The organism is Streptomyces sp. NBC_01314 (assembly GCF_041435215.1).
In the GTDB taxonomy this organism is placed as follows: domain Bacteria; phylum Actinomycetota; class Actinomycetes; order Streptomycetales; family Streptomycetaceae; genus Streptomyces.
The window spans coordinates 4,000,084-4,019,116 of the sequence record NZ_CP108394.1; the positions used below are offsets into that span (position 1 = coordinate 4,000,084).

Annotated in this window: 12 protein-coding genes; 3 read left to right on the top strand and 9 right to left on the bottom strand. The window is 71.4% G+C overall.

Annotated elements, in window-relative coordinates:
- Positions 1–127: 127 nt before the first annotated feature.
- The 4 genes from OG622_RS17470 to OG622_RS17485 all read right to left on the bottom strand — a co-directional run bounded on the left by OG622_RS17470 (position 128) and on the right by OG622_RS17485 (position 3,756).
- A complete protein-coding gene (locus OG622_RS17470) occupies positions 128–451 on the bottom strand; it encodes a hypothetical protein (protein ID WP_371577022.1) in 324 nt (107 codons plus the stop codon).
- Positions 448–816, bottom strand: a complete 369-nt coding sequence (locus tag OG622_RS17475) for a WhiB family transcriptional regulator (RefSeq protein WP_020119791.1) — start codon at positions 814–816, stop codon at positions 448–450. Before OG622_RS17475 ends, OG622_RS17470 begins: the two co-directional genes overlap by 4 nt.
- A 173-nt stretch (positions 817–989) precedes the next feature.
- The gene (locus tag OG622_RS17480) at positions 990–1,313 is read right to left on the bottom strand and encodes a hypothetical protein (RefSeq protein ID WP_371577025.1); all 324 of its coding nucleotides are present in this window, start codon (positions 1,311–1,313) and stop codon (positions 990–992) included.
- 163 nt (positions 1,314–1,476) lie between these two features.
- Complete coding sequence (locus tag OG622_RS17485; RefSeq protein ID WP_371577027.1) at positions 1,477–3,756, bottom strand: ATP-dependent DNA helicase UvrD2; 2,280 nt, start codon at positions 3,754–3,756, stop codon at positions 1,477–1,479.
- 181 nt (positions 3,757–3,937) lie between these two features.
- Here OG622_RS17485 and OG622_RS17490 point away from each other — a divergent pair, with 181 nt between their 5' ends.
- On the top strand, positions 3,938–4,180 hold the full coding sequence (locus OG622_RS17490; RefSeq protein ID WP_371577028.1) for a mycoredoxin: 243 nt from the start codon (positions 3,938–3,940) through the stop codon (positions 4,178–4,180).
- A gap of 13 nt (positions 4,181–4,193) precedes the next feature.
- On the opposite strand, the gene nudC is transcribed toward OG622_RS17490, so the two are convergent.
- The 5 genes from nudC to OG622_RS17515 all read right to left on the bottom strand — a co-directional run bounded on the left by nudC (position 4,194) and on the right by OG622_RS17515 (position 14,354).
- Positions 4,194–5,141, bottom strand: a complete 948-nt coding sequence (nudC, locus tag OG622_RS17495) for an NAD(+) diphosphatase (RefSeq protein ID WP_371577030.1) — start codon at positions 5,139–5,141, stop codon at positions 4,194–4,196.
- Between the two features lie 95 nt (positions 5,142–5,236).
- Positions 5,237–6,649, bottom strand: a complete 1,413-nt coding sequence (locus tag OG622_RS17500; protein WP_371577032.1) for a dipeptidase — start codon at positions 6,647–6,649, stop codon at positions 5,237–5,239.
- Between the two features lie 79 nt (positions 6,650–6,728).
- On the bottom strand, positions 6,729–10,280 hold the full coding sequence (locus OG622_RS17505) for an ATP-dependent helicase (protein ID WP_371577034.1): 3,552 nt from the start codon (positions 10,278–10,280) through the stop codon (positions 6,729–6,731).
- Positions 10,281–10,338: 58 nt separating this feature from the next.
- Positions 10,339–13,677, bottom strand: a complete 3,339-nt coding sequence (locus OG622_RS17510) for an ATP-dependent helicase (protein WP_371577035.1) — start codon at positions 13,675–13,677, stop codon at positions 10,339–10,341.
- Positions 13,678–13,988: 311 nt separating this feature from the next.
- On the bottom strand, positions 13,989–14,354 hold the full coding sequence (locus tag OG622_RS17515) for an MGMT family protein (RefSeq protein WP_371577037.1): 366 nt from the start codon (positions 14,352–14,354) through the stop codon (positions 13,989–13,991).
- 185 nt (positions 14,355–14,539) lie between these two features.
- Between OG622_RS17515 and OG622_RS17520 the strand changes: the two genes are divergently transcribed.
- Positions 14,540–17,341: a YbhN family protein gene (locus OG622_RS17520; protein WP_371577038.1), complete on the top strand. Its 2,802-nt coding sequence runs from the start codon at positions 14,540–14,542 to the stop codon at positions 17,339–17,341.
- A 131-nt stretch (positions 17,342–17,472) separates the two neighbouring features.
- Positions 17,473–19,023, top strand: coding sequence for an alpha/beta hydrolase (locus OG622_RS17525; RefSeq protein WP_371577040.1), 1,551 nt, complete (start codon positions 17,473–17,475; stop codon positions 19,021–19,023).
- Positions 19,024–19,033 lie beyond the last annotated feature (10 nt).

Here is a 19,033-nt window from a genome sequence, read left to right on the forward strand (position 1 = left end):
TCGGCGGATCCGTGGTCACCACGCACCGCGGGGGCCGGTCCCTTCGGACCGGCCCCCGCGGGGAGCCACTGCTATCGGTGGTTCTGACGTGCCTGACAGGCTGGTTGTGCCGGTTGCCGCGCGGCGGCTACTGCATGACCGCCATGGCGAGCGCACGGCGGGCGCGCATCGACGCGCGCTCGGCCCGGCGCTGCATCCGGCGGGCGACCGCCAGACGCATGGCCCGGCGCTCCTGCTCGGCCTGGTGCAGCCGCTCGTGCATATGCGCACGAGCCAGGGCTTCTGGCATGAGATGCATCTCTCGGGTCCTGTTCTGACGCGAGGCGTTCGCGCCGGTGGTGGTGAAGTCTGGAGTCGCGGAGCCGACGGGCTCGCTCGTGGACGGCTTCATCGGGGCCTGCTTCTTGGGATCGTGCGTGAGGGGGCGGTCGATCGTTCCGGTGATGTTCATGCCGTGACCGGGTTCTTGCGCGGGCGACCACGGGGCCGCTTGCGGGCCACGACGACACCCTGGACGAAGAGCTCGCCACCCCAGACGCCCCAGGGCTCACGCCGCTCCTTGGCGCCGGCGAGGCAGGCCTCCATCAGCGGGCAGGTGCGGCAGAGGGACTTGGCGTACTCGACATCGGCCGGCGACTCGGCGAAGAAGACCTCCGGGTCGTAGGAGCGGCAGGGGACGGGTACGCCGAGGTTCTCGATGGCGTCGTCGAGCGCGGTGAGCGCGGTGAGCGGGATCAAGGTGGAGTCCTCCGTGAGGCCGGGCGGGGGGATCGTTTCGGAAGGCGGTACGGACGGGGCGTGCGCTTCGAGTTGCACGGTTGGTTTTCCTCGTCTGGTCGTTCCGGCCTGTTGGCCGGTGGCGGCTGGTACCGGGTTCTTTTCTTGTCCCGAGGCCCCTTCGCTCTGCAGCCCCCGGTCGGGGACAAACAGAAGGGCCGCGGATCCCGGGTGGGGTTCCGCGGCCCTGAAGGCGCCGGCCTGATCGTCGATCAGGCTGGATCACTCCAGGGTTCAGGCCCACGGAAGGCCCACATCAGGTGATGCTGCGTCGTCTGCTTCCGGAATCCGGCACCGGCTGCCGCGAAGGCATAGGCCTGGGCCTGTGCTTCTACTGCTGCTTCCAGTGCCTTGGTCGGTCGCTCATTGCGCTCACGGACGGGAAGACCCGCCAGAGACACGGAGGACGCCGGACGGCCGCCACTGATGGCGGACAGACTGGTACCCAGGTTCGAGACGCCGAGCAGGCACAGGGAGACGGCCGAGCGATCGGTCATTTTGGCCGGGCTGATGAAGCTGGTGTTGATGTTGATCACTGGACTCGCCTCCTCTCGGCGTCTACGGGGACCGGCTGAGCCAATCCGACGGATATGAAGTACACCACGAAACCGGGGCCTTCGAGAAGGCCGCTGCTCTCGTGCCTAAGAACCTATGGGGATTGCTGGGGCATGCGCAAACTATTTTTTCGACGAGTTCGTATCAGTCGTTCTCGTCCTCGTACCCAGGCTCCCGACCTGCGCAGATGTCGAGAACATCGGCGCCGTACCGCTGCAGCTTGCGGGCCCGGACGCCGGGGATGCGACCGAGTTCAACCGGACTGCTCGGCCCCGCTTCTGCGATCGCCATCAGCGTCCGGTCGGTGAAGACACAGAAATCCGGTTGGCCGCTGCGCCGCGCCTGGACCGCGCGCCACTCGCGCAGTCGCTCGTAGAGGCCCTCGTCCATGTCGGAGGGGCAGTCCTCGCAGCGCATCAGCTTCATCTCACCGGCGTCCCGCAAGGTGCGTCCGCAGACACGGCAGCGGGCCGGGGTCCGGCTGGTGCGGCGCGTGACCTCCTCGGTGGTGCCGCCCGCGACGTCACCCGTCCGGCCGCCCGCCGAACCCAGTTCGACGCCCCCGGGGCCGCCCGTGCCGGTCCGGCCCGCCTTGGCGGTGGATCCGGGGCGCAGACCGTTGAGGAAGCGGCTGGGGCGACGGTTGGGGCGGTTGCCGGGCGACCGGGACTGGGCCCAGGAGACCGAGAGCTGCTCACGCGCGCGCGTGACGCCCACGTAGAGGAGTCGTCTCTCCTCCTCGATCTGCTCGTCCGTTCGCGCGTAGGTGATCGGCATCATGCCCTCGGCGACCCCGACCAGGAAGACGACGTCCCACTCAAGCCCTTTCGCGGAGTGGAGTGAGGCGAGGGTGACGCTCTGGACGGTCGGGGCGTGCTGGGCGCTCGCCCGTTCGTCGAGTTCCGCCACCAGGTCGCCCAGCGTGGCGTCGGGCCTGGCCGCGACGAAGTCGTGGGCCAGGTTCACCAGGGCCGCCAGTGACTCCCAGCGTTCCCTGACCGCGCCGGAACCCGCCGGCGGTTCACCGGTCCACCCCTCGCCCGACAGCACGGCCCGTACCTGTGAGGGAAGGTCGACGGCATCCTCGAGCAGGGTGTCGTTGCCTCCGAAGCGGGCGGCGGCTCTCAGCGAGGCTCCCGCCTTGCGCACCTCGGGGCGGTCGAAGAACCTTTCCGCGCCGCGCAGTTGGTAGGGCACTCCGGCGTCCGCGAGGGCCTGCTCGTAGGTCTCGGACTGGGAGTTCGTCCGGAACAGGATGGCGATCTCGCTTGCGGGGACGCCGGTGGCGAGGAGGTCTCGGATGCGGCGGGCGGCGCCCTCGGCCTCGGCGGGCTCGTCCGTGTACTCGGTGTAGCGGGGCTCGGGGCCCGGTGAGCGCTGGGAGATCAGCTCGAGTCGGTGGTCGGCGGCGCGGCCGCGGGCCTGGGAGAGCAGGCCGTTGGCCAGGTGGACGACCTGCGGGGTGGAGCGGTAGTCGCGGACGAGCTTGACGACGGTGGCCCCGGGGTGGCGATGGCGGAAGTCGAGCAGATGGTCGGGAGTTGCGCCAGTGAACGAATAGATCGTCTGGCTGGCGTCGCCCACGACGCACAGGTCGTCCCGGTCGCCGAGCCACAGCTCCAGGAGCCGCTGCTGGAGAGGGCTGACGTCCTGGTACTCGTCGACCACGAAGTGCTGGTACTGAGTGCGGACCTGCTCGGCGATGTCGTGGCGGTCCTGGAGGATGCCGACCGTGAGCAGGAGGACGTCCTCGAAGTCGATGACGGCCCGCTCACGCTTCAGGTCCTCGTACGTCGCGTAGATCTGGGCGATCTCGGCCGGATCGCGCGGGGCCTCACGGCCGTGCTTGGCGGTCGCGGCGGCGTAGTCGGCGGGCACGGTCCGGGTGACCTTGGCCCATTCGATCTCGGCCGCGGTGTCGCGGAGCTCGTTGCGATCGAGACGGATGCGGCAGGCTGCAGCCGCGTCCGCGACGAGTTGGATCTTGCGGTCGACGATGCGTGGCATACCTCCACCGACGGCCTTGGGCCAGAAGTACTGGAGCTGGCGCAGCGCGGCCGAGTGGAACGTCCGGGCCTGGACTCCGGCGGCGCCGAGCTGGCGGAGGCGGCCGCGCATCTCGCCGGCTGCGCGGTTGGTGAAGGTGACGGCCAGCACGCTGGCGGGCTGGAGCATCCCGGCGCGCACTCCGTAGGCGATCCGGTGGGTGATCGCCCGGGTCTTGCCCGTGCCGGCGCCCGCCAGCACGCACACCGGACCGTGCAGGGCGGTCGCCACCGCGCGCTGCTCGGGGTCGAGCCCTTCGAGCACCGCGTCGGCCGAGTCGGGGACCCGCGGGAAGAGGGTGGAGTACGTTGCTGCTGTCACATGGCCATGCTGCCAGGTCGCCGGAGACGGCTGAGCAAGTTGTCCACAGGCAGGCACCCGCAGTCGTACTAATGCGGCAGACGCCCCGCAGCAGGGTGCGGCACAAGCCCCTGTGTTCCGGTGCGGCGGACGTACCGGCGGTCATGGACGTCACCCGCGCAAGGGAATGGCAGGCCTGTCGCGTACGTTCCACTCACTGCGAGCACGACCCCTCAGACCGTGAAGGAGCGCCAGGGACATGCCGGGCACTGTGACGATGTACAGCACCACGTGGTGCGGCTACTGCCGTCGGCTGAAGAGCCAGATGGAGCGCGAGGGCATCACGTACAACGAGATCAACATCGAGCATGACCCGGAGTCCGCCGCCTTCGTGGAGAAGGCGAACGGTGGGAACCAGACGGTCCCCACCGTCCTCTTCCCGGACGGTTCGACGCTCACGAACCCCTCGCTGGCGCAGGTCAAGCAGAAGATGGGCGCGTAGCCGCGGACGAGTCCTAGCCGATGTGACTTGGCGTCGGCAGGGGCTTGCCGTACCAGAGTTCGATCAGTCGGGCCGCGATCGAGATGCCGTAGGGAGGCAGGACCTCCCCGGACTCGAACGCGGCCCGCAGCTCTTCCCGGGAGAACCAGCGGGCCTCGTGGATCTCGTCGCCGTCGACGTTCACGGTGGTCGAGGTGGCGCGGGCCATGAAGCCCAGCATGAGGCTGGAGGGGAAGGGCCAGGGCTGGCTGGCGATGTACTCGACCTGGCCGACGCTGATGCCGACCTCCTCGTGGACCTCTCGCCGCACGGACTGCTCGATGGATTCGCCGGGCTCGACGAAGCCCGCCAGGGTGGAGAAGCGTCCCTCGGGCCAGTGCATCTGGCGGCCGAGCAGGATGCGGTCCTCGTCGTCCGTGACCGCCATGATCACCGCCGGGTCGGTGCGCGGGTAGTGCTCGGCGCCGCAGGCCTGACAGCGGCGGATGTGGCCGGCCGCCGCGATGACCGTGCGCTCGCCGCAGCGGGAGCAGAAGCGGTGGGTGCGCTGCCAGTTCTCCAGGCCGACCGCGTGCGTCATGAGGCCCGTGTCACGCGGCGACAGCAGCATGCCTGCCTCACGCAGTCCTGCCGGGCGCGCGGACTGGTCCATGCGCCCGGGGAGCGCGTCCTTCTGAAGTGCGAAATAGCTCACACCGTCGGCGTCGGTGCCCAGGAAGTATCGGTGCGCCTCGGTGAGCGGGGCCTCGAAGGAGGGGGTCATGACGAGTTCGGTGGTGCCGTCCGGGGTCTCGTCGATGAGGACCTGTCCGCCGGAGACCACGAAGCAGCGGGTCGTGGGGTGGCTCCACGCCGCGGCGAGCCAGGCTTCGTCGAGCCGGTGGTGGGCGGCCCGGTCGATGCCGCTGGGGGCGGTGAGCGCGATGGGTCGGTCGGCGGTGTGGTCGGTCCAGGTGGTCACGGGTGCTTCCAACTCCCCCGGTGAAACGGTTGATTGGGCGGGTGGTTCGGCGGGGCGTGCGGCGGTCTGGTGGGCTGGGGCGCACAGGGCCTTCTTCAGTGTGCCTTGCGAGGGCTCAGGGCCAGTTCGCTCCAGAGGTACGCGCTGGTCTCGACGCCTTTGAGGAGCAGATCGAGTTCGACCTTCTCGTTGGGTGCGTGCCAGCCGTCGGAGGGGACCGAGATGCCCAGGAAGAGCACGGGTGCGTCGAGGACTTCCTGGAGGTCTGCGGCGGGTCCGGAGCCGCCCTCGCGCGTGTGGCGGACCGGCTGCTGGAAGGCCCGGCTCATGGCCCGTACGAGGGAGCGCAGGGCCGGGTGGTCCAGAGGTGTCAGACAGGGGCGGGTGGAGCCGCTGAACGTGATCTCGTAGCGGATCCCGGCGGGGATGCGCTCGGCGGCCCAGGAGGTGACGGCCTTCTGGATGTGGTCCGGGTCCTGTCCGGCGACCAGGCGGAACGACAGCTTCACCATGGCCGAGGACGGAATGATCGTCTTACTGCCCGTGCCCTGGTAGCCGCCGCCGATGCCGTTGACCTCGGCGGTCGGGCGGGCCCAGAGGCGCTCCAGAGTGGTGTGTCCGGCCTCACCGTGCGCCGCCGTCGACCTCGCCGTGCGCAGCCACCGCTCCTCGTCGAAGGGCAGTTCGGCGAAGAGTTCGCGCTCGCGGTCGGTGAGTTCGGCGACGCCGTCGTAGAAGCCGGGTATCGCCACGCGCGCGTGGTCGTCGTGCAGGGCGGCGACGAGGCGGGCGACCTCGGTGGCCGGGTTCGGTACGGCGCCGCCGAAGGAGCCGGAGTGGATGTCCTGGTCGGGGCCGTGCAGCTGGATCTCGCACTCGGCGAGGCCGCGCATGCCGGTGCACACGGTGGGGGTGTCCTCGGCCCACATGCCGGTGTCGGAGACGACGACCGCGTCGGCGGCGAGCCGCTCGGCGTGCTCCTCGACGAGGGCGCGGAAGTTCGGGGAGCCGGACTCCTCCTCGCCCTCGATCAGCATCTTCAGGTGGACGGCGGGGGCGGTCCGGCCGGTGGCGGCGAGGTGGGCGCGGACACCGAGTGTGTGGAAGAACACCTGCCCCTTGTCGTCGGCCGCCCCGCGCGCGTGGAGACGGTTTCCGCGGATCACCGGCTCGAACGGCTCGGTGTCCCAGCCGTCCGCGAGGGCCGCGGGCTGCACGTCGTGGTGGCCGTAGACCAGGACCGTGGGTGCGTCGGCGTCCGAGGAGGGCCATTTCGCGAAGACGGCGGGGGCGCCCGGCGTCTCCCAGACCTCGGCGGTGGGGAAGCCGGTCTCCTTGAGCTTGGCGGCCAGCCAGTCGGCGCTGCGCCGTACGTCCGTCGCGTGCTCGGGCTGGGCCGACACCGACGGGATGCGCAGCCACTCCACGAGGTCGTCGAGGAAGGCGGCACGGTGGTTCTCGATGTACGTGCGGACGACGCTGACGTCGCTGTCAACGGGCTGGCTCATGCTCACGAGCCTATCGGCCCTCACCGACATGCTCGTCCGGCGGTTCGTCCGCGACCGCCCGGGGCCCGTCCGCCGACGACTACTGCCCTTCGGTGTCCGGATCCGATCTCCCGTCGACGCCGGGCTCCTCCAGGAGCAGCCGTTCCAGTGCGGCCCGGTCGGGGAGGCCCTCGGGCCGTACGACGTCGCCCGTGCGGACGTACAGGAAGGCCGCCCCGACCGACTCCAGGGGTACGCCCTGCCGCTCGGCCCAGGCGAGCCGGTAGATGGCGAGCTGAAGCGGGTCGGCGGTGCGGGTGCGGCTGGTCTTCCAGTCGACGATCTCGTACGTCGTCGTCCCGTCGCCGTCGCTCTCCCGGTAGACGGCGTCGATACGACCGCGTACGACGCGTCCGGCGATACCGAGCTGGAAGGGTTCCTCGACGCGGTGAGGCGTGCGGCGCGCGTACGGGGTGCGTTCGAAGGCCTCCTTGAGGGCCTCCAGGTCCAACTCGTCGGCGATCTCGGCCTCGCTGCCGGGCAGCTCCTCGGGCTCCAGCATGGGCAGTCGCAGCTCTTCGAAGCGGGCCTCGACCCAGGCGTGGAAACGGGTACCTCGGCGCGCCGCGGGCTGCGGGGGGCGTGGCATGGGGCGGGCGAGCTCCTGCGCGAAGCCGTCCGGATCGGCGGCCAGACGCATCAGCTGCGACGCGGTCAGCGACGCCGGCAGGGGTACGTCGGTGACCTTCGCGCGCGCCCGCATGAGTTCCCCGGTGAGGGCGTCCAGGTCGCGGTCCCACGAGGCGACGGTGCGCGCTTCCTCGGGGCTGAGGCCGGATGCGGCAGGGTGCCTGCGGGCGGGCGGCACGGCAGGCGCGCGCTCGGGCGGAGCGGGGTGCTCCGCGCGCGCGGGGGCGGCCCGTGGGGGACGGTCCGACGACCAGGAGTCCCAGTCGCCGGTGTCCTCGTCGTGGAGGCCCTCGGAGACGTCCGCCGGGAGACCGTCCTCCTCGTGGGGGACAGCGTCCGGGAAAGCGTCGTCCTCGTAGCGGGCTTCTTCCTCGTCCGGCGGAGGTGGCCAGTCCGGATGGTCGGACGAGTGGGGGTCCGGGTCGTGGGCGGCGCCCGGGTGTGTGGCCTCGTGCGACGCGGCCCTCTCCAGGTGGGCCAGTACGGTCTCGGCGGCGGCGCGGCGGCGCAGCAGAGCCGTGCTGTCGAGCGGCAGGGGCCAGTGGTGGTCGGCTGCCGTCGCGTGGAGGGCGGGGTTCTCGGCGTCCTCCTCGGGCTCGTCGGCCCAGGCCTCGATCTCGCCGTGTCCGGCGACGCAGTGGTCGTGGAGGGCCTTGAGGAAGTCGGACGGCCCGCGCGGGCGCTTCTGGGACGGGCCCCACCAGTGGCCGGAGCCGAGGAGCAGGGAGCGGGGGCGGGTGAACGTGACGTAGCCGAGGCGGAGTTCCTCGGTGTGCTGGTGGTCCTTCATGGCCTCCTGGAAGGCCTTCAGGCCGCGCGAGTCCCAGGCCTCGATGTCGGGAAGGGTGTCGGCGTCGCCGCGCAGTTCGTGCGGCAGGACCTTGCTCTGCGCCGTCCACTTCTCGCGGCCCTGAGTGCTGGGGAAGGTGCCGGTGACCAGGCCTGGGACGACGACGACGTCCCACTCCAGACCCTTGGACCTGTGGGCAGTGAGGACCTTGACGGTGTTCTCACCGCCCGGCAGGGCGTTGTCGAGGCCCTTCTCGTACTGGGCGGCCGTGCGCAGGAAGCCGAGAAAGGCCAGCAGGCTGGCCTCGCCGGGGCTGTTGGCGGCGAAGGAGGCGGCGGTGTCCAGGAAGTTCGACAAGGTTTCGCGTCGGCGGGCGGCGAGCGCGTGCGGGGACGCGGAGAGTTCCACCTCCAGGCCCGTGACGGCGAGCACCCGGTGGAGGACGTCCATGAGCGGGTCGGCGAGCGAGCGGCGCAGGTCGCGCAGTTCGGCGGCGAGCCGGGCGAACCGTACGCGCGCGTCCGGGGAGAACGGCAGCGCGTCGTCCTCGCTCTCGGCTTCGAGGGGAAGCTCCAGGAACGTGTCCAGGGCGTCCGCCAGCGAGATCACTTCGGACGGATCGACTCCCTCGACGGCCGCGGCGAGCCGGCGGTCCGGGTCGTCGTCGCCGTCCACGCGCGCGTGGGACACGAGCAGCCTGGCCCGGCGCCCGAGGAGGGCCAGGTCGCGCGGGCCGATCCGCCAGCGCGGGCCGGTGAGGAGACGGACGAGGGAGGCGTTGGCGCCGGGATCCTGGAGGACCTCGCAGACGGCGACTAGGTCGGCGACCTCGGGAAGGTGGAGCAGTCCGGAGAGGCCGACGACCTCGACCGGGATGTCTCGGGCGACGAGCGCGCCCTGGATCTCGGCGAAGTCGGTGGCCGTACGGCACAGGACCGCGATCTCGCCGGGTTCCTTGCCGGTGCGCACGAGGTGGGCGATCGAGTCGGCGATCCAGTCGAGTTCCTCGGCGTGGGTGTTCAGCAGAGCGCAGCGGACCACGCCGTCGCGTTCGGCGCCGGGGGCGGGCCTGAGAGCCTCCACGCCCGCGTGCATGGCCCGCAGGGGTTCCGCGAGGCCGTTGGCGAGGTCGAGGAGGCGGCCGCCGCTGCGGCGGTTCTCACTGAGCGCCTGGCGGGTCGCGCGGCGGCCGTCGGGGTGGGCGAAGTGCTCGGGGAAGTCGTCGAGGTTGGCGACGGAGGCGCCGCGCCAGCCGTAGATGGCCTGGCAGGGGTCGCCGACCGCGGTCACGGGGTGGCCGCTGCCGCCGCCGAACAGGCCGGCCAACAGGACGCGTTGGGCCACCGAGGTGTCCTGGTACTCGTCGAGCAGGACGACGCGGAACTCGTCCCGCAGGATGTGCCCCACCTCGGGGAGCTGGGCGAGGTCGGCGGACAGGGCGATCTGGTCGCCGAAGTCGAGGAGGTCCCGCTCGCGCTTGGCCGCGCGATAGCGGCCCACCAGCTCGGTGAGTTCACGGCGGGCGGCGGCGGCCTCGGGGACCTTGCGGAGGTCCGCGTTGGTGAGCTTGGCACCCTCCAGTTCGCGCAGTAGTCCCGCGTCGTACGCGCGCAGGTCCTCTGGCCGTACGAGGTGCTCGGCGAGTTCGGAGTCGAGGGTCAACAGGTCGCTGACCAGGTCCGGGAAGGAGCGGGTCAGCGTCGGGTACGGCCCCGGGGACTCCCGGAGCACCCGTGCGGCGAGCTGGTAGCGGGTGGCGTCGGCGAGGAGCCGGGAGGTGGGTTCCAGGCCGATGCGCAGGCCGTGGTCGGTCAGGAGGCGGCCCGCGAAGGCGTGGTACGTGGAGATGACCGGTTCGCCCGGCGGGTTGTCCGGGTCGATCAGGTCCGGGTCGGTGATGCCCGCCCTGACCAGAGCCTTGCGTACACGCTCGGCGAGTTCGCCCGCCGCCTTGTTGGTGAACGTCAGGCCGAGCACCTGTTCAGGGGCGACCTGTCCGGTGCCGACCAGCCACACCACGCGCGCGGCCATCACCGTGGTCTTGCCCGACCCGGCTCCGGCCACGATCACCTGCGGGGCGGGCGGCGCGATGATGCAGGCCGTCTGCTCCGGGGTGAACGGGATGCCGAGGAGCTCCTTGAGCTGCTCGGGATCGCTGATACGGGCGGACATTCCAGAGAGGCTAGCGCCGGGCACTGACAGCGGATGCCGGGTCACCCTGCGGGCGGTCTCACTCGACCACGTGACGGCCCTCGGGTCGGGCGCTGCACGACGCCCGGAAAGCACAGTGTGCACAGTGTTGTCCCGCGGTCGGGGAGAACCGTTCGTCCAGGACCTTGCCCGCGGCCGTGGCCAGGAGGTCCCCCACCCACTCCCCCTCAAGAGGCTCCTGGGCCTGCACCTTGGGGACGGTCTCGCCGCCGCTCTTCTTGGCGGCGCCCTGCCGCAGCTGGACGAGTTCGGCGCCGCCCGGTTCCGGGCGTACGCCTCCGAAGGGCTCGTCGACGGCCCCCTCGCGGACCGCGAGCTGGTAAACGGCGAGCTGGGGATGGCGGGTCACCTCCGCGGAGCTCACGGCCTGCTTGCCCGTCTTGAAGTCGACGACGTACGCGCGGCCCTCGGTGTCGGCCTCGACGCGGTCCATGGAGCCCCGGATGCGCACCTCGTAGTCGCCTGCTTCGAGGGTGACGTCGAAGTCGTGCTCGCTGGCCACCGGCGCGCGCCCGGCGCGGTCCATGACGTGCCACTTCAGGAAGCGTTCGAGCGCCACGCGCGCGTGCTGCTTCTCCTGCTCCGACTTCCAGGGCGCGTCGAAGGCGAGCGCGTTCCACACGGAGTCGAGGCGCTCCATGAGGACGTCGAGGTCGCCGGGGGTGCGGCCGGAGGCAACCTCGTCTGCGAGGACGTGGACGACGTTGCCGAAGCCCTGGGCGGCGGTCGCGGGCGCGTCGGCCTTCACCTCTCGTCCCAGGAACCACTGCAGGGCGCAGGTGTTGGCGAGCTGGTCGAGGGCGCTGCCGGACAGCACGACGGGCTGGTCGCGGTTCCTGAGCGGCACCATGCTCTCGGTGGGCTCGAACATGCCCCACCAGCGGTACGGGTGCGCCGACGGCACCAGCGGGCGGCCGTCCTCGTCGCTCAGCGCGGCCAGCCGGGCCAGGCGCAGGGCCGCGGCCTCGCGGAGGGGGTCCGACACGCGCGGGTCCACCGTCGTGGCGCGCAGTTCGGCGACGAGGGAGGCCACGGACAGCGGACGGCGGGGTCGGCCGGTGACGTCCTTGGGCTCCTCGCCTAGTTCGGTGAGGAAGCGGGAGGGCTGGTCGCCGTCGTCGGCGGGGGCCTTCACGGCGGTGACGACGAGGCGTTCACGCGCGCGGGTGGCGGCCACGTAGAACAGACGGCGTTCCTCCGCGAGGAGAGCGCCAGGGGTGAGCGGTTCGGCGAGACCGTCGCGGCCGATGCGGTCGGCCTCCAGGAGCGAGCCGCGACGGCGCAGGTCGGGCCACAGGCCCTCCTGGACACCGGCGACGACGACCAGGCGCCATTGAAGGCCCTTGGAGCGGTGCGCGGTCATCAGACGTACGGCGTCTCGGCGGACGACCCGTCCGGTGAGTGTGTCGGCGGCGATGTCCTCGGCCTCGATCCCGGCCAGGAAGTTGAGAGCGCCGAGGCCACCGGTGCGCTCCTCCGCGCGCGCCGCCGTGGCGAACAGCGCGCACACGGCGTCGAGGTCACGGTCCGCGTTGCGCCCGGCCGCGCCACCGCGCCGGGCGGCACGCTCCAGGCGCCTGGGCCACGGGGTGCCGTCCCACAGGTCCCACAGCGCCTCCTCGGCCGTACCGCCGCCGGCGAGGCGCTCGCGAGCCTTCCGCAGCAGCATGCCCAGGCGCTGCGCTCCCCGCGCGTACACCGGGTCGTGCGCCACCAGCCGCTCCGGCTCCGCCAGCGCTCGTTTCAGCAGCTCGTCCGAGGGCGGGGGTACGGGGTTGCCGCCGGCCCGCTCCTCCTCGCGCAGCGCGCGGCCGAGGCGTCGCAGATCGGCGGTGTCCATGCCCGCGAGGGGGGAGGCGAGGAGATCGAGCGCGGTCTCGGTGCGCAGCCACGAGGGCTGCGCACCGGAGGCGTCGAACGAGTCGTCGGACTCCTGGGCCGAGGCTGCCGAGGCCGCCTCCGCCAGCTCCGCGCGCGCCACCGCCCTCAGGGCCGTCAGAAGGGGCTGTACGGCCGGTTCGTGGCGCAGGGGCAGGTCGTCGCCGTCGATCTCCAGGGGGACACCGGCGGCGGTGAGGGCGCGCCGGATGGAGGGGATCGTGCGGGCGCCGGCGCGCACCAGAACGGCCATCTCGCTCCAGGGGACGCCGTCCTCCAGGTGGGCCCGCCGCAGGACGTCCGCGATGTTGTCCAGCTCGGTGCCCGGCGTCGGGTACGTGTAGACCTCGACGCGCCCCCCGTCCCGTACGGGCCTGAGCTCGCGGTGGGCCCGTACCTTCTCGGCGGGGAGTCGGGTGAGGGGCATGCGCTGGGTGAGCAGACGGGTGGCGTCGAGCAGGGCCGCTCCCGAACGGCGGGAGTTCCTGAGGACCGCGACCGGCGCCCGGCGGCCGTCCGCGCGGGGGAAGGCCGCCGGGAACTCCAGAATGCCGTTCACGTCGGCGCCCCGGAAGGTGTAGATCGACTGGTCGGGATCGCCGAACGCCACCAGCGTGCGGCCGCCGCCCGCGAGGGCCCTCAGGAGCCGTACCTGAGCGGGGTCCGTGTCCTGGTACTCGTCCACGTAGACCGCGTCGTACTGGGCGGCCAGCCGCTCGGCGACGCCGGGGCGTCCTGCGAGGAGCACGGCCCGGTGGACCAGTTCCGCGTAGTCGAGCACTCCTTGCAGGTCGAGGACGTCGAGGTACTCGGCGAGGAAGGCGGAGGCCGCGAGCCAGTCCGGGCGGCCGATGCGCGCGGCGAAGGCCCGCAGGTCCTCGGGGGCCAGGCCCAGTTCGCGGCTGCGGGCGAGGACCGCGCGGACCTCGTCGGCGAACCCGCGTGTGGTCAGGCAGGCGCGCAGTTCGTCCGGCCAGCGCACATGTGCGAGGCCCAGACGCTCCAGGTCGGGCTGGCCCGCGAGCAGTTCACGGACCGCCACGTCCTGTTCGGGGCCGGACAGCAGCCGCAGGGGTTCGACGAACAGGTCGCTGTCCTGGTGGGCGCGGATCAGGGCGTAACAGAACGAGTGGAAGGTGGTGGCCTGTGGGGCGCGTGCGGCGCCCATGCGCAGCGCCATCCGGTCGCGCAGCTCCACGGCCGCCTTCCGGCTGAAGGTGAGGACCAGCACGCGCGCGGGGTCGGCCCCTCGGGCGACGCGCGCCGTCACGGACTCGACGAGGGTGGTCGTCTTGCCGGTGCCCGGACCTGCGAGGACGAGCAGAGGGCCGGCCCCGTGGTCAACCACGCCGCGTTGCTCGGCGTCCAGACGAGGGGGGTCCGTCCGGGCCGGTGGGGTACGCACCAGTCGGTAAGCGCCACGGCTCCCCTGTCGCACCTGGGGGTGCGACAGGCGCCTGGTGGAGAAAGAGGAGCTCACGTGGTTCGCCGGTCCTGGTGGGTGTGCGAGATGTCACTGCCGACGCGGTGCGCCGACGTCGGGGGATGGCGGTCGGGAAACAGGTGCGAGGCTCGCCACTCGTCGAGGGCGGTGGCCGCGGGTTGAGGGGGACACGCGCAGTCGACGCTACGCCGACCGGTGGTGCGGAAGCATGGCTTCCTCTTGTTCCCTCCCGACTCGCGCGGCACACACGTCCCTCGTCCCACGAACGTACGGCATGCCACCGACGTGCCCCGCTTCCCCCGTACGGACCAGGGGTCGCACCCGGGTCCGCCGGATGCCGGAGGCTGTCAGGTGTGACCCTCCGCGCGTTCGCCGCCGTCCCAGCGCGCCCGTCTCATGTCGACGCGCGGCACATGGCCCTCGGTGGTGCGGCTCGCCTCGCGCAGGGGGGTGCCCTCCGTGCGGTAGCGGTCCAGGGCTCTCAGTTCGTGGCCGGGCAGCAGGACACCGTCGGCGCGGACGACCCGCCACCAGGCGACCACGCCCCCGTAGAGGGCCATCACGCGGCCCACCTGGCGTGGGCCGCCCTCTCCCAGCCACTCGGCGACGTCCCCGTATGTCATGACCCGCCCTGGCGGGATCAGGTCGGTGACCTCGAGGACCCGCTCCGCGTACTCCGGCAGGGCGTCCACCGGAAGGCTCTCCTCGCTCATCCGCCCCATCCTGCCCCACCCCACCGACAATGGGACGTGGCGGCCGACGCGTGCGTCCCTCGCTCCGGGGGCGGTCTTCGGGCAGACTGTGCGCCCCCGCATTGCACCCTGATGCCCCTGTGTGCCCACCGGGCATGCCACCATCGTGCGGGCGGTGACTGGTGATACGAGACCAAGAAGAGACGATGAAGCAGCAGAGCGTGCACCCCGATGACGCGGCGGGCACCTCTGACGCCTCGTCGCGCCCGGACACCGCCGAGGAAGGCGACAAGGGCGCCGAAAACGTCTCGAGGAAGGCGCCCGGCTCTACTCCGCCCGCGGCCGAAACAGCCTCCCCCAAGACTCACGAGAACGAGAAGCATCAGGAAGAGCGGGACGAGGACGACCCGGAGGAGGCACACGCCGAGGAGGTCGAGGGCGACGAACCGTTGCTCCCCGCGCGCGTGCACCGTCCTTCCGACCTCATGCGGCTGGCGGTCGGCGTCCTCGGGATCATCGTCCTGCTGGCGATCGCCGCGTTCGCCCACGGCACCACCTCCGGCCTCGAACAGGACATCAACAAGGGCACGGGACAGGCGCCTGATCTCCTGATCAAGCTCGCGGGCCTCGGGTCGAGCATCGCGATCCTGCTGGTGCCGGTCGCCTTCGCGATCGAACGGCTGATCAAACGGGACGGGCTGCGCATCGCCGACGGCGTGCTCGCGGCGGTCCTTGCGCACGGAGTGACGCTGGCGACCGACCTGTGGGTCGCCAGGGCCGCCCCCGGCTCGATCCAGGAAGCACTCACCCAGCCCTCACCCGGCGACATCCACGCCCTCACCGACCCCGTGCACGGCTATCTCGCGCCGGTCATCGCGTACATGACCGCCGTCGGCATGTCACGCAGACCGCGCTGGCGGTCCGTGCTGTGGATCGTGCTGCTGCTGGACGCCTTCTCGATGCTGGTCACCGGCTACACGACACCGTTCTCGATCATCCTGACGGTGCTGATCGGCTGGACCGTCGCCTACGGAACGCTGTACGCGGTCGGATCCCCGAACGTACGCCCGACCGGCCGGACCCTGATGGCCGGCCTCAGGCGGGTCGGATTCAAGCCTGTGAGCGCGGCCCGCGAGGAAATTCCGGACACCGCCGAGGGCGGGGACCGGGGCCGCCGGTACTTCGTGACGCTGGAGGACGGCCCTCCCCTGGACGTCACCGTCGTCGACCGGGAGCAGCAGGCACAGGGCTTCTTCTACCGCGTCTGGCGGCGGCTGACGCTGCGCGGCATCACCACCCGCCGCAGCCTCCAGTCGCTGCGCCAGGCGCTGGAGCAGGAGGCCCTCCTCGCGTACGCGGCCATCGCTGCCGGCGCCAACGCGCCCAAGCTGATCGCGACCTCGGAACTCGGACCGGACGCCGTGATGCTCGTCTACGAGCACACCGGTGGCCGCACCCTGGACTCCCTGGCGGACGACGAGGTCACCGACGAGCTGATGGCGGACACCTGGCAGCAGGTGAAGGCACTGCAGTCGCGGCGCATCGCGCACCGCAGGCTGGTGGGCGACGCGGTTCTGGTGGATCGTTCCCGCACAGTGATCCTGACCGATCTGCGCGTCGGCGAGATCGCGGCCGGCGACCTGGTGCTGCGCATGGACGTCTCCCAACTGCTGACGACCTTGGGCCTGCGTGTGGGCGCCGAACGCGCGGTGGCGTCGGCGGTGAGCGTGCTCGGCCCCGACGCGGTGGCCGACTGCCTGCCGATGTTGCAGCCCATCGCACTCTCGCGCTCCACGCGCGCGACCCTGCGCAGACTGGCCCGGGAGCGCGCCGAACGCGAGCGCGAGGCGGTCCTGGAGGCGTCCCACCTGGCCAAGCAGGCCCGCGCGGAGGAGCACGTCAAGGCCACCGAGCCCGGCAGGGCCGACAAGAAGGCCGTGCGGGCCGAGCAGCGGGCCGAGAAGCGGGCGATCGACGATGCTCTGGAGGAGGCCCGCGAGGAGGACCTGCTCACCCAGATCCGCCATCAGGTGCTGCTGATCAGGCCCCAGGCACCGGTCGAACCGGCCCGGCTGGAGCGGGTCAAGCCGCGCACCCTGATCAGCCTCATCGCCGGCGCGATCGGCGCGTACTTCCTGCTGACCCAGCTCACCCACATCGAGTTCGGGCTGCTCATCGAGAACGCCGAGTGGGGCTGGGTCGCCGCGGCCGTGTTCTTCTCCGCGCTCAGCTATGTCGCGGCGGCGATGAGCCTGCTGGGCTTCGTGCCTGAGCGCGTGCCGTTCCTGCGGACGATCGGAGCGCAGGTCGCCGGGTCGTTCGTGAAGATCGTGGCGCCGGCGGCGGTCGGCGGTGTGGCACTCAACACACGTTTCCTGCAGCGTGCGGGGGTGCGGCCGGGGCTCGCGGTGGCGAGTGTCGGCGCGTCGCAGCTCTTCGGGCTCGGCTGCCACATCCTGATGCTGCTCGCCTTCGGTTATCTGACCGGTACCGAGAAGACGCCGTCCCTGTCGCCGTCCCGCACCGTCATCGCGGGCCTGTTGACGGTCGCGGTGCTCGTCCTGGTGGTGACGTCGATCCCGTTCCTGCGCAAGTTCGTCGTCACGCGCGTGCGGTCGCTCTTCGCAGGTGTCGTGCCGCGCATGCTCGACGTGCTGCAGCGGCCGCAGAAGCTGGTCACCGGCATCGGCGGCATGCTGCTCCTCACCGGCTGCTTCGTGATGTGCCTGGACGCCTCGATCCGCGCCTTCGGCAACGAGGACGTCTCGATCAGCATCGCCAGCGTCGCCGTCGTCTTCCTCGCCGGCAACGCGCTGGGTTCCGCGGCGCCGACCCCGGGCGGTGTGGGCGCGGTCGAGGCCACCCTGACGGTGGGCCTGATCGCGGTCGGCCTCCCCAAGGAGGTCGCCGCGCCCGCGGTGCTGCTGTTCCGCCTGCTGACGTTGTGGCTGCCGGTGCTGCCGGGATGGCTGGCCTTCAACCATCTGTCACGGAAGGGCGCGCTCTAGACGGTTCACGCGCGCGTGGGTCCCCAGCTTCCGGACTCACGCGGCCTACGCGCGCGTGGCGACATCCTCGTGTCTCACCCGCACGGACCGTGCCCCGAGCGCGTCGATCCGGGCACCTCCAGGATGGTCGCATGTTCACCTCGCCCCGGCCGCGTGCCGTCGCCGTGACCGCGATCGCCGTCCTGCTGTCTCTGTCGGCGGCCGGCTGCGGCGACGACGCCAAGGGTGACGACGAGGACCTGACGTCCCAGAAGCTGAGCTGGAAGACCTGCGAGGCACCGTCCGAGTCCGAGGGCGGCGGCACCGCGCCCTCACCGCTGCCGGACGGTGACGTCTGGCAGTGCGCGACCATGCGTGCCCCCCTCGACTGGGACGAGCCCGAGGGCGACACCATCCCCATCGCGCTGATCCGGGCCAGGGCCGGCGGCGCCGCCGACCAGCGCATCGGCTCGCTCGTCTTCAACTTCGGCGGCCCCGGCGGCTCGGGCGTCAAGGCACTCCCCTCCTCCGGCGCGGACTACGCGAAACTGCGCACCCGCTACGACCTGGTGAGCTTCGATCCGCGTGGCGTCGGCCGCAGCGCGGGCATCCAGTGCGAGGACGACGAGGAACTCGACGAGTACTTCCAGCAGGACGGGACCCCGGACGACGAGGCCGAGCGGACGGAGTTCCTCGACAGCACGAAGACCTTCAACTCCGCCTGTGAGAAGAACTCCGGCGAGACCCTCCCGTATGTCCGCACCACGGACGCGGCCCGCGACCTGGATCTCATGCGGCAGGTCCTCGGTGACGACAAGCTCCACTACTTCGGCATCTCCTACGGCACCGAACTCGGCGGCGTCTACGCCCATCTGTTCCCCAAGAACGTGGGACGGGCGGTGTTCGACGCGGTCGTCGACCCGACGCAGACGGAGGAGCAGGGCTCGCTCGGACAGACCAAGGGCTTCCAGCTGGCGCTCGACAACTACGCACGGGACTGCGTGTCGAAGGAGGAGAACTGCCCGGTCGGCAGCACCGAGCAGGACGTCAAGAACCGGATCATCGAACTGCTCGACAACCTCGACGCCAAGCCGATCACCGGAACCTTCCGCCGCGACCTGACCCAGTCCGCAGCCACGAACGGAATCGCCCAGGCCCTGTACTCCCAGGACCTCTGGCCGTTTCTGACGGAAGGCCTGGAGCTGGCGTACGACGGGGACGGCAGCTCGCTGATGCTGCTGTCCGACCTGATGAACGGGCGCAACGAGAACGGCGAGTACAGCAACGCCACCGCGGCGAACGTCTCCATCAACTGTGCGGACAGCAAGGCGCGCTACACCGCCGAGGACGTGGAGGCGAAGCTGGCCGAGTTCCGGGCGGCCTCTCCCGTCTTCGGCGAATGGCTCGCCTGGTCCACGCTCGCGTGCACGGACTGGGCCGTCGCCGGTGCGGCCGACCATCCCGACGTGCGCGCCCGGGGCTCGGCGCCGATCCTCGTCATCGGCAACACAGGTGACCCGGCCACGCCCTACGAGGGGGCGCGGAAGATGGTGGAGGCGCTCGGGAAGGGCGTCGGGATCGAGCTGACGTACAAGGGGCAGGGGCACGGTGCGTACAACAGCGGGAATGTGTGCGTGCAGACGGCCGTGGACGGTTACCTGTTGATGGGGAGGGTGCCGAAAGCCGGCACGGTCTGCTCATGAACATGCAGGT

Excerpts from the sequence above, each read along its gene's own strand:
- OG622_RS17505 (WP_371577034.1), bottom strand. The coding sequence starts at position 10,280 with ATGTCCGCCCGTATCAGCGATCCCGAGCAGCTCAAGGAGCTCCTCGGC.
- OG622_RS17490 (WP_371577028.1), top strand. The coding sequence starts at position 3,938 with ATGCCGGGCACTGTGACGATGTACAGCACCACGTGGTGCGGCTACTGC.
- OG622_RS17520 (WP_371577038.1), top strand. The coding sequence starts at position 14,540 with ATGAAGCAGCAGAGCGTGCACCCCGATGACGCGGCGGGCACCTCTGAC.
- OG622_RS17515 (WP_371577037.1), bottom strand. The coding sequence starts at position 14,354 with ATGAGCGAGGAGAGCCTTCCGGTGGACGCCCTGCCGGAGTACGCGGAG.
- OG622_RS17470 (WP_371577022.1), bottom strand. The coding sequence starts at position 451 with ATGAACATCACCGGAACGATCGACCGCCCCCTCACGCACGATCCCAAG.
- OG622_RS17525 (WP_371577040.1), top strand. The coding sequence starts at position 17,473 with ATGTTCACCTCGCCCCGGCCGCGTGCCGTCGCCGTGACCGCGATCGCC.
- OG622_RS17500 (WP_371577032.1), bottom strand. The coding sequence starts at position 6,649 with ATGAGCCAGCCCGTTGACAGCGACGTCAGCGTCGTCCGCACGTACATC.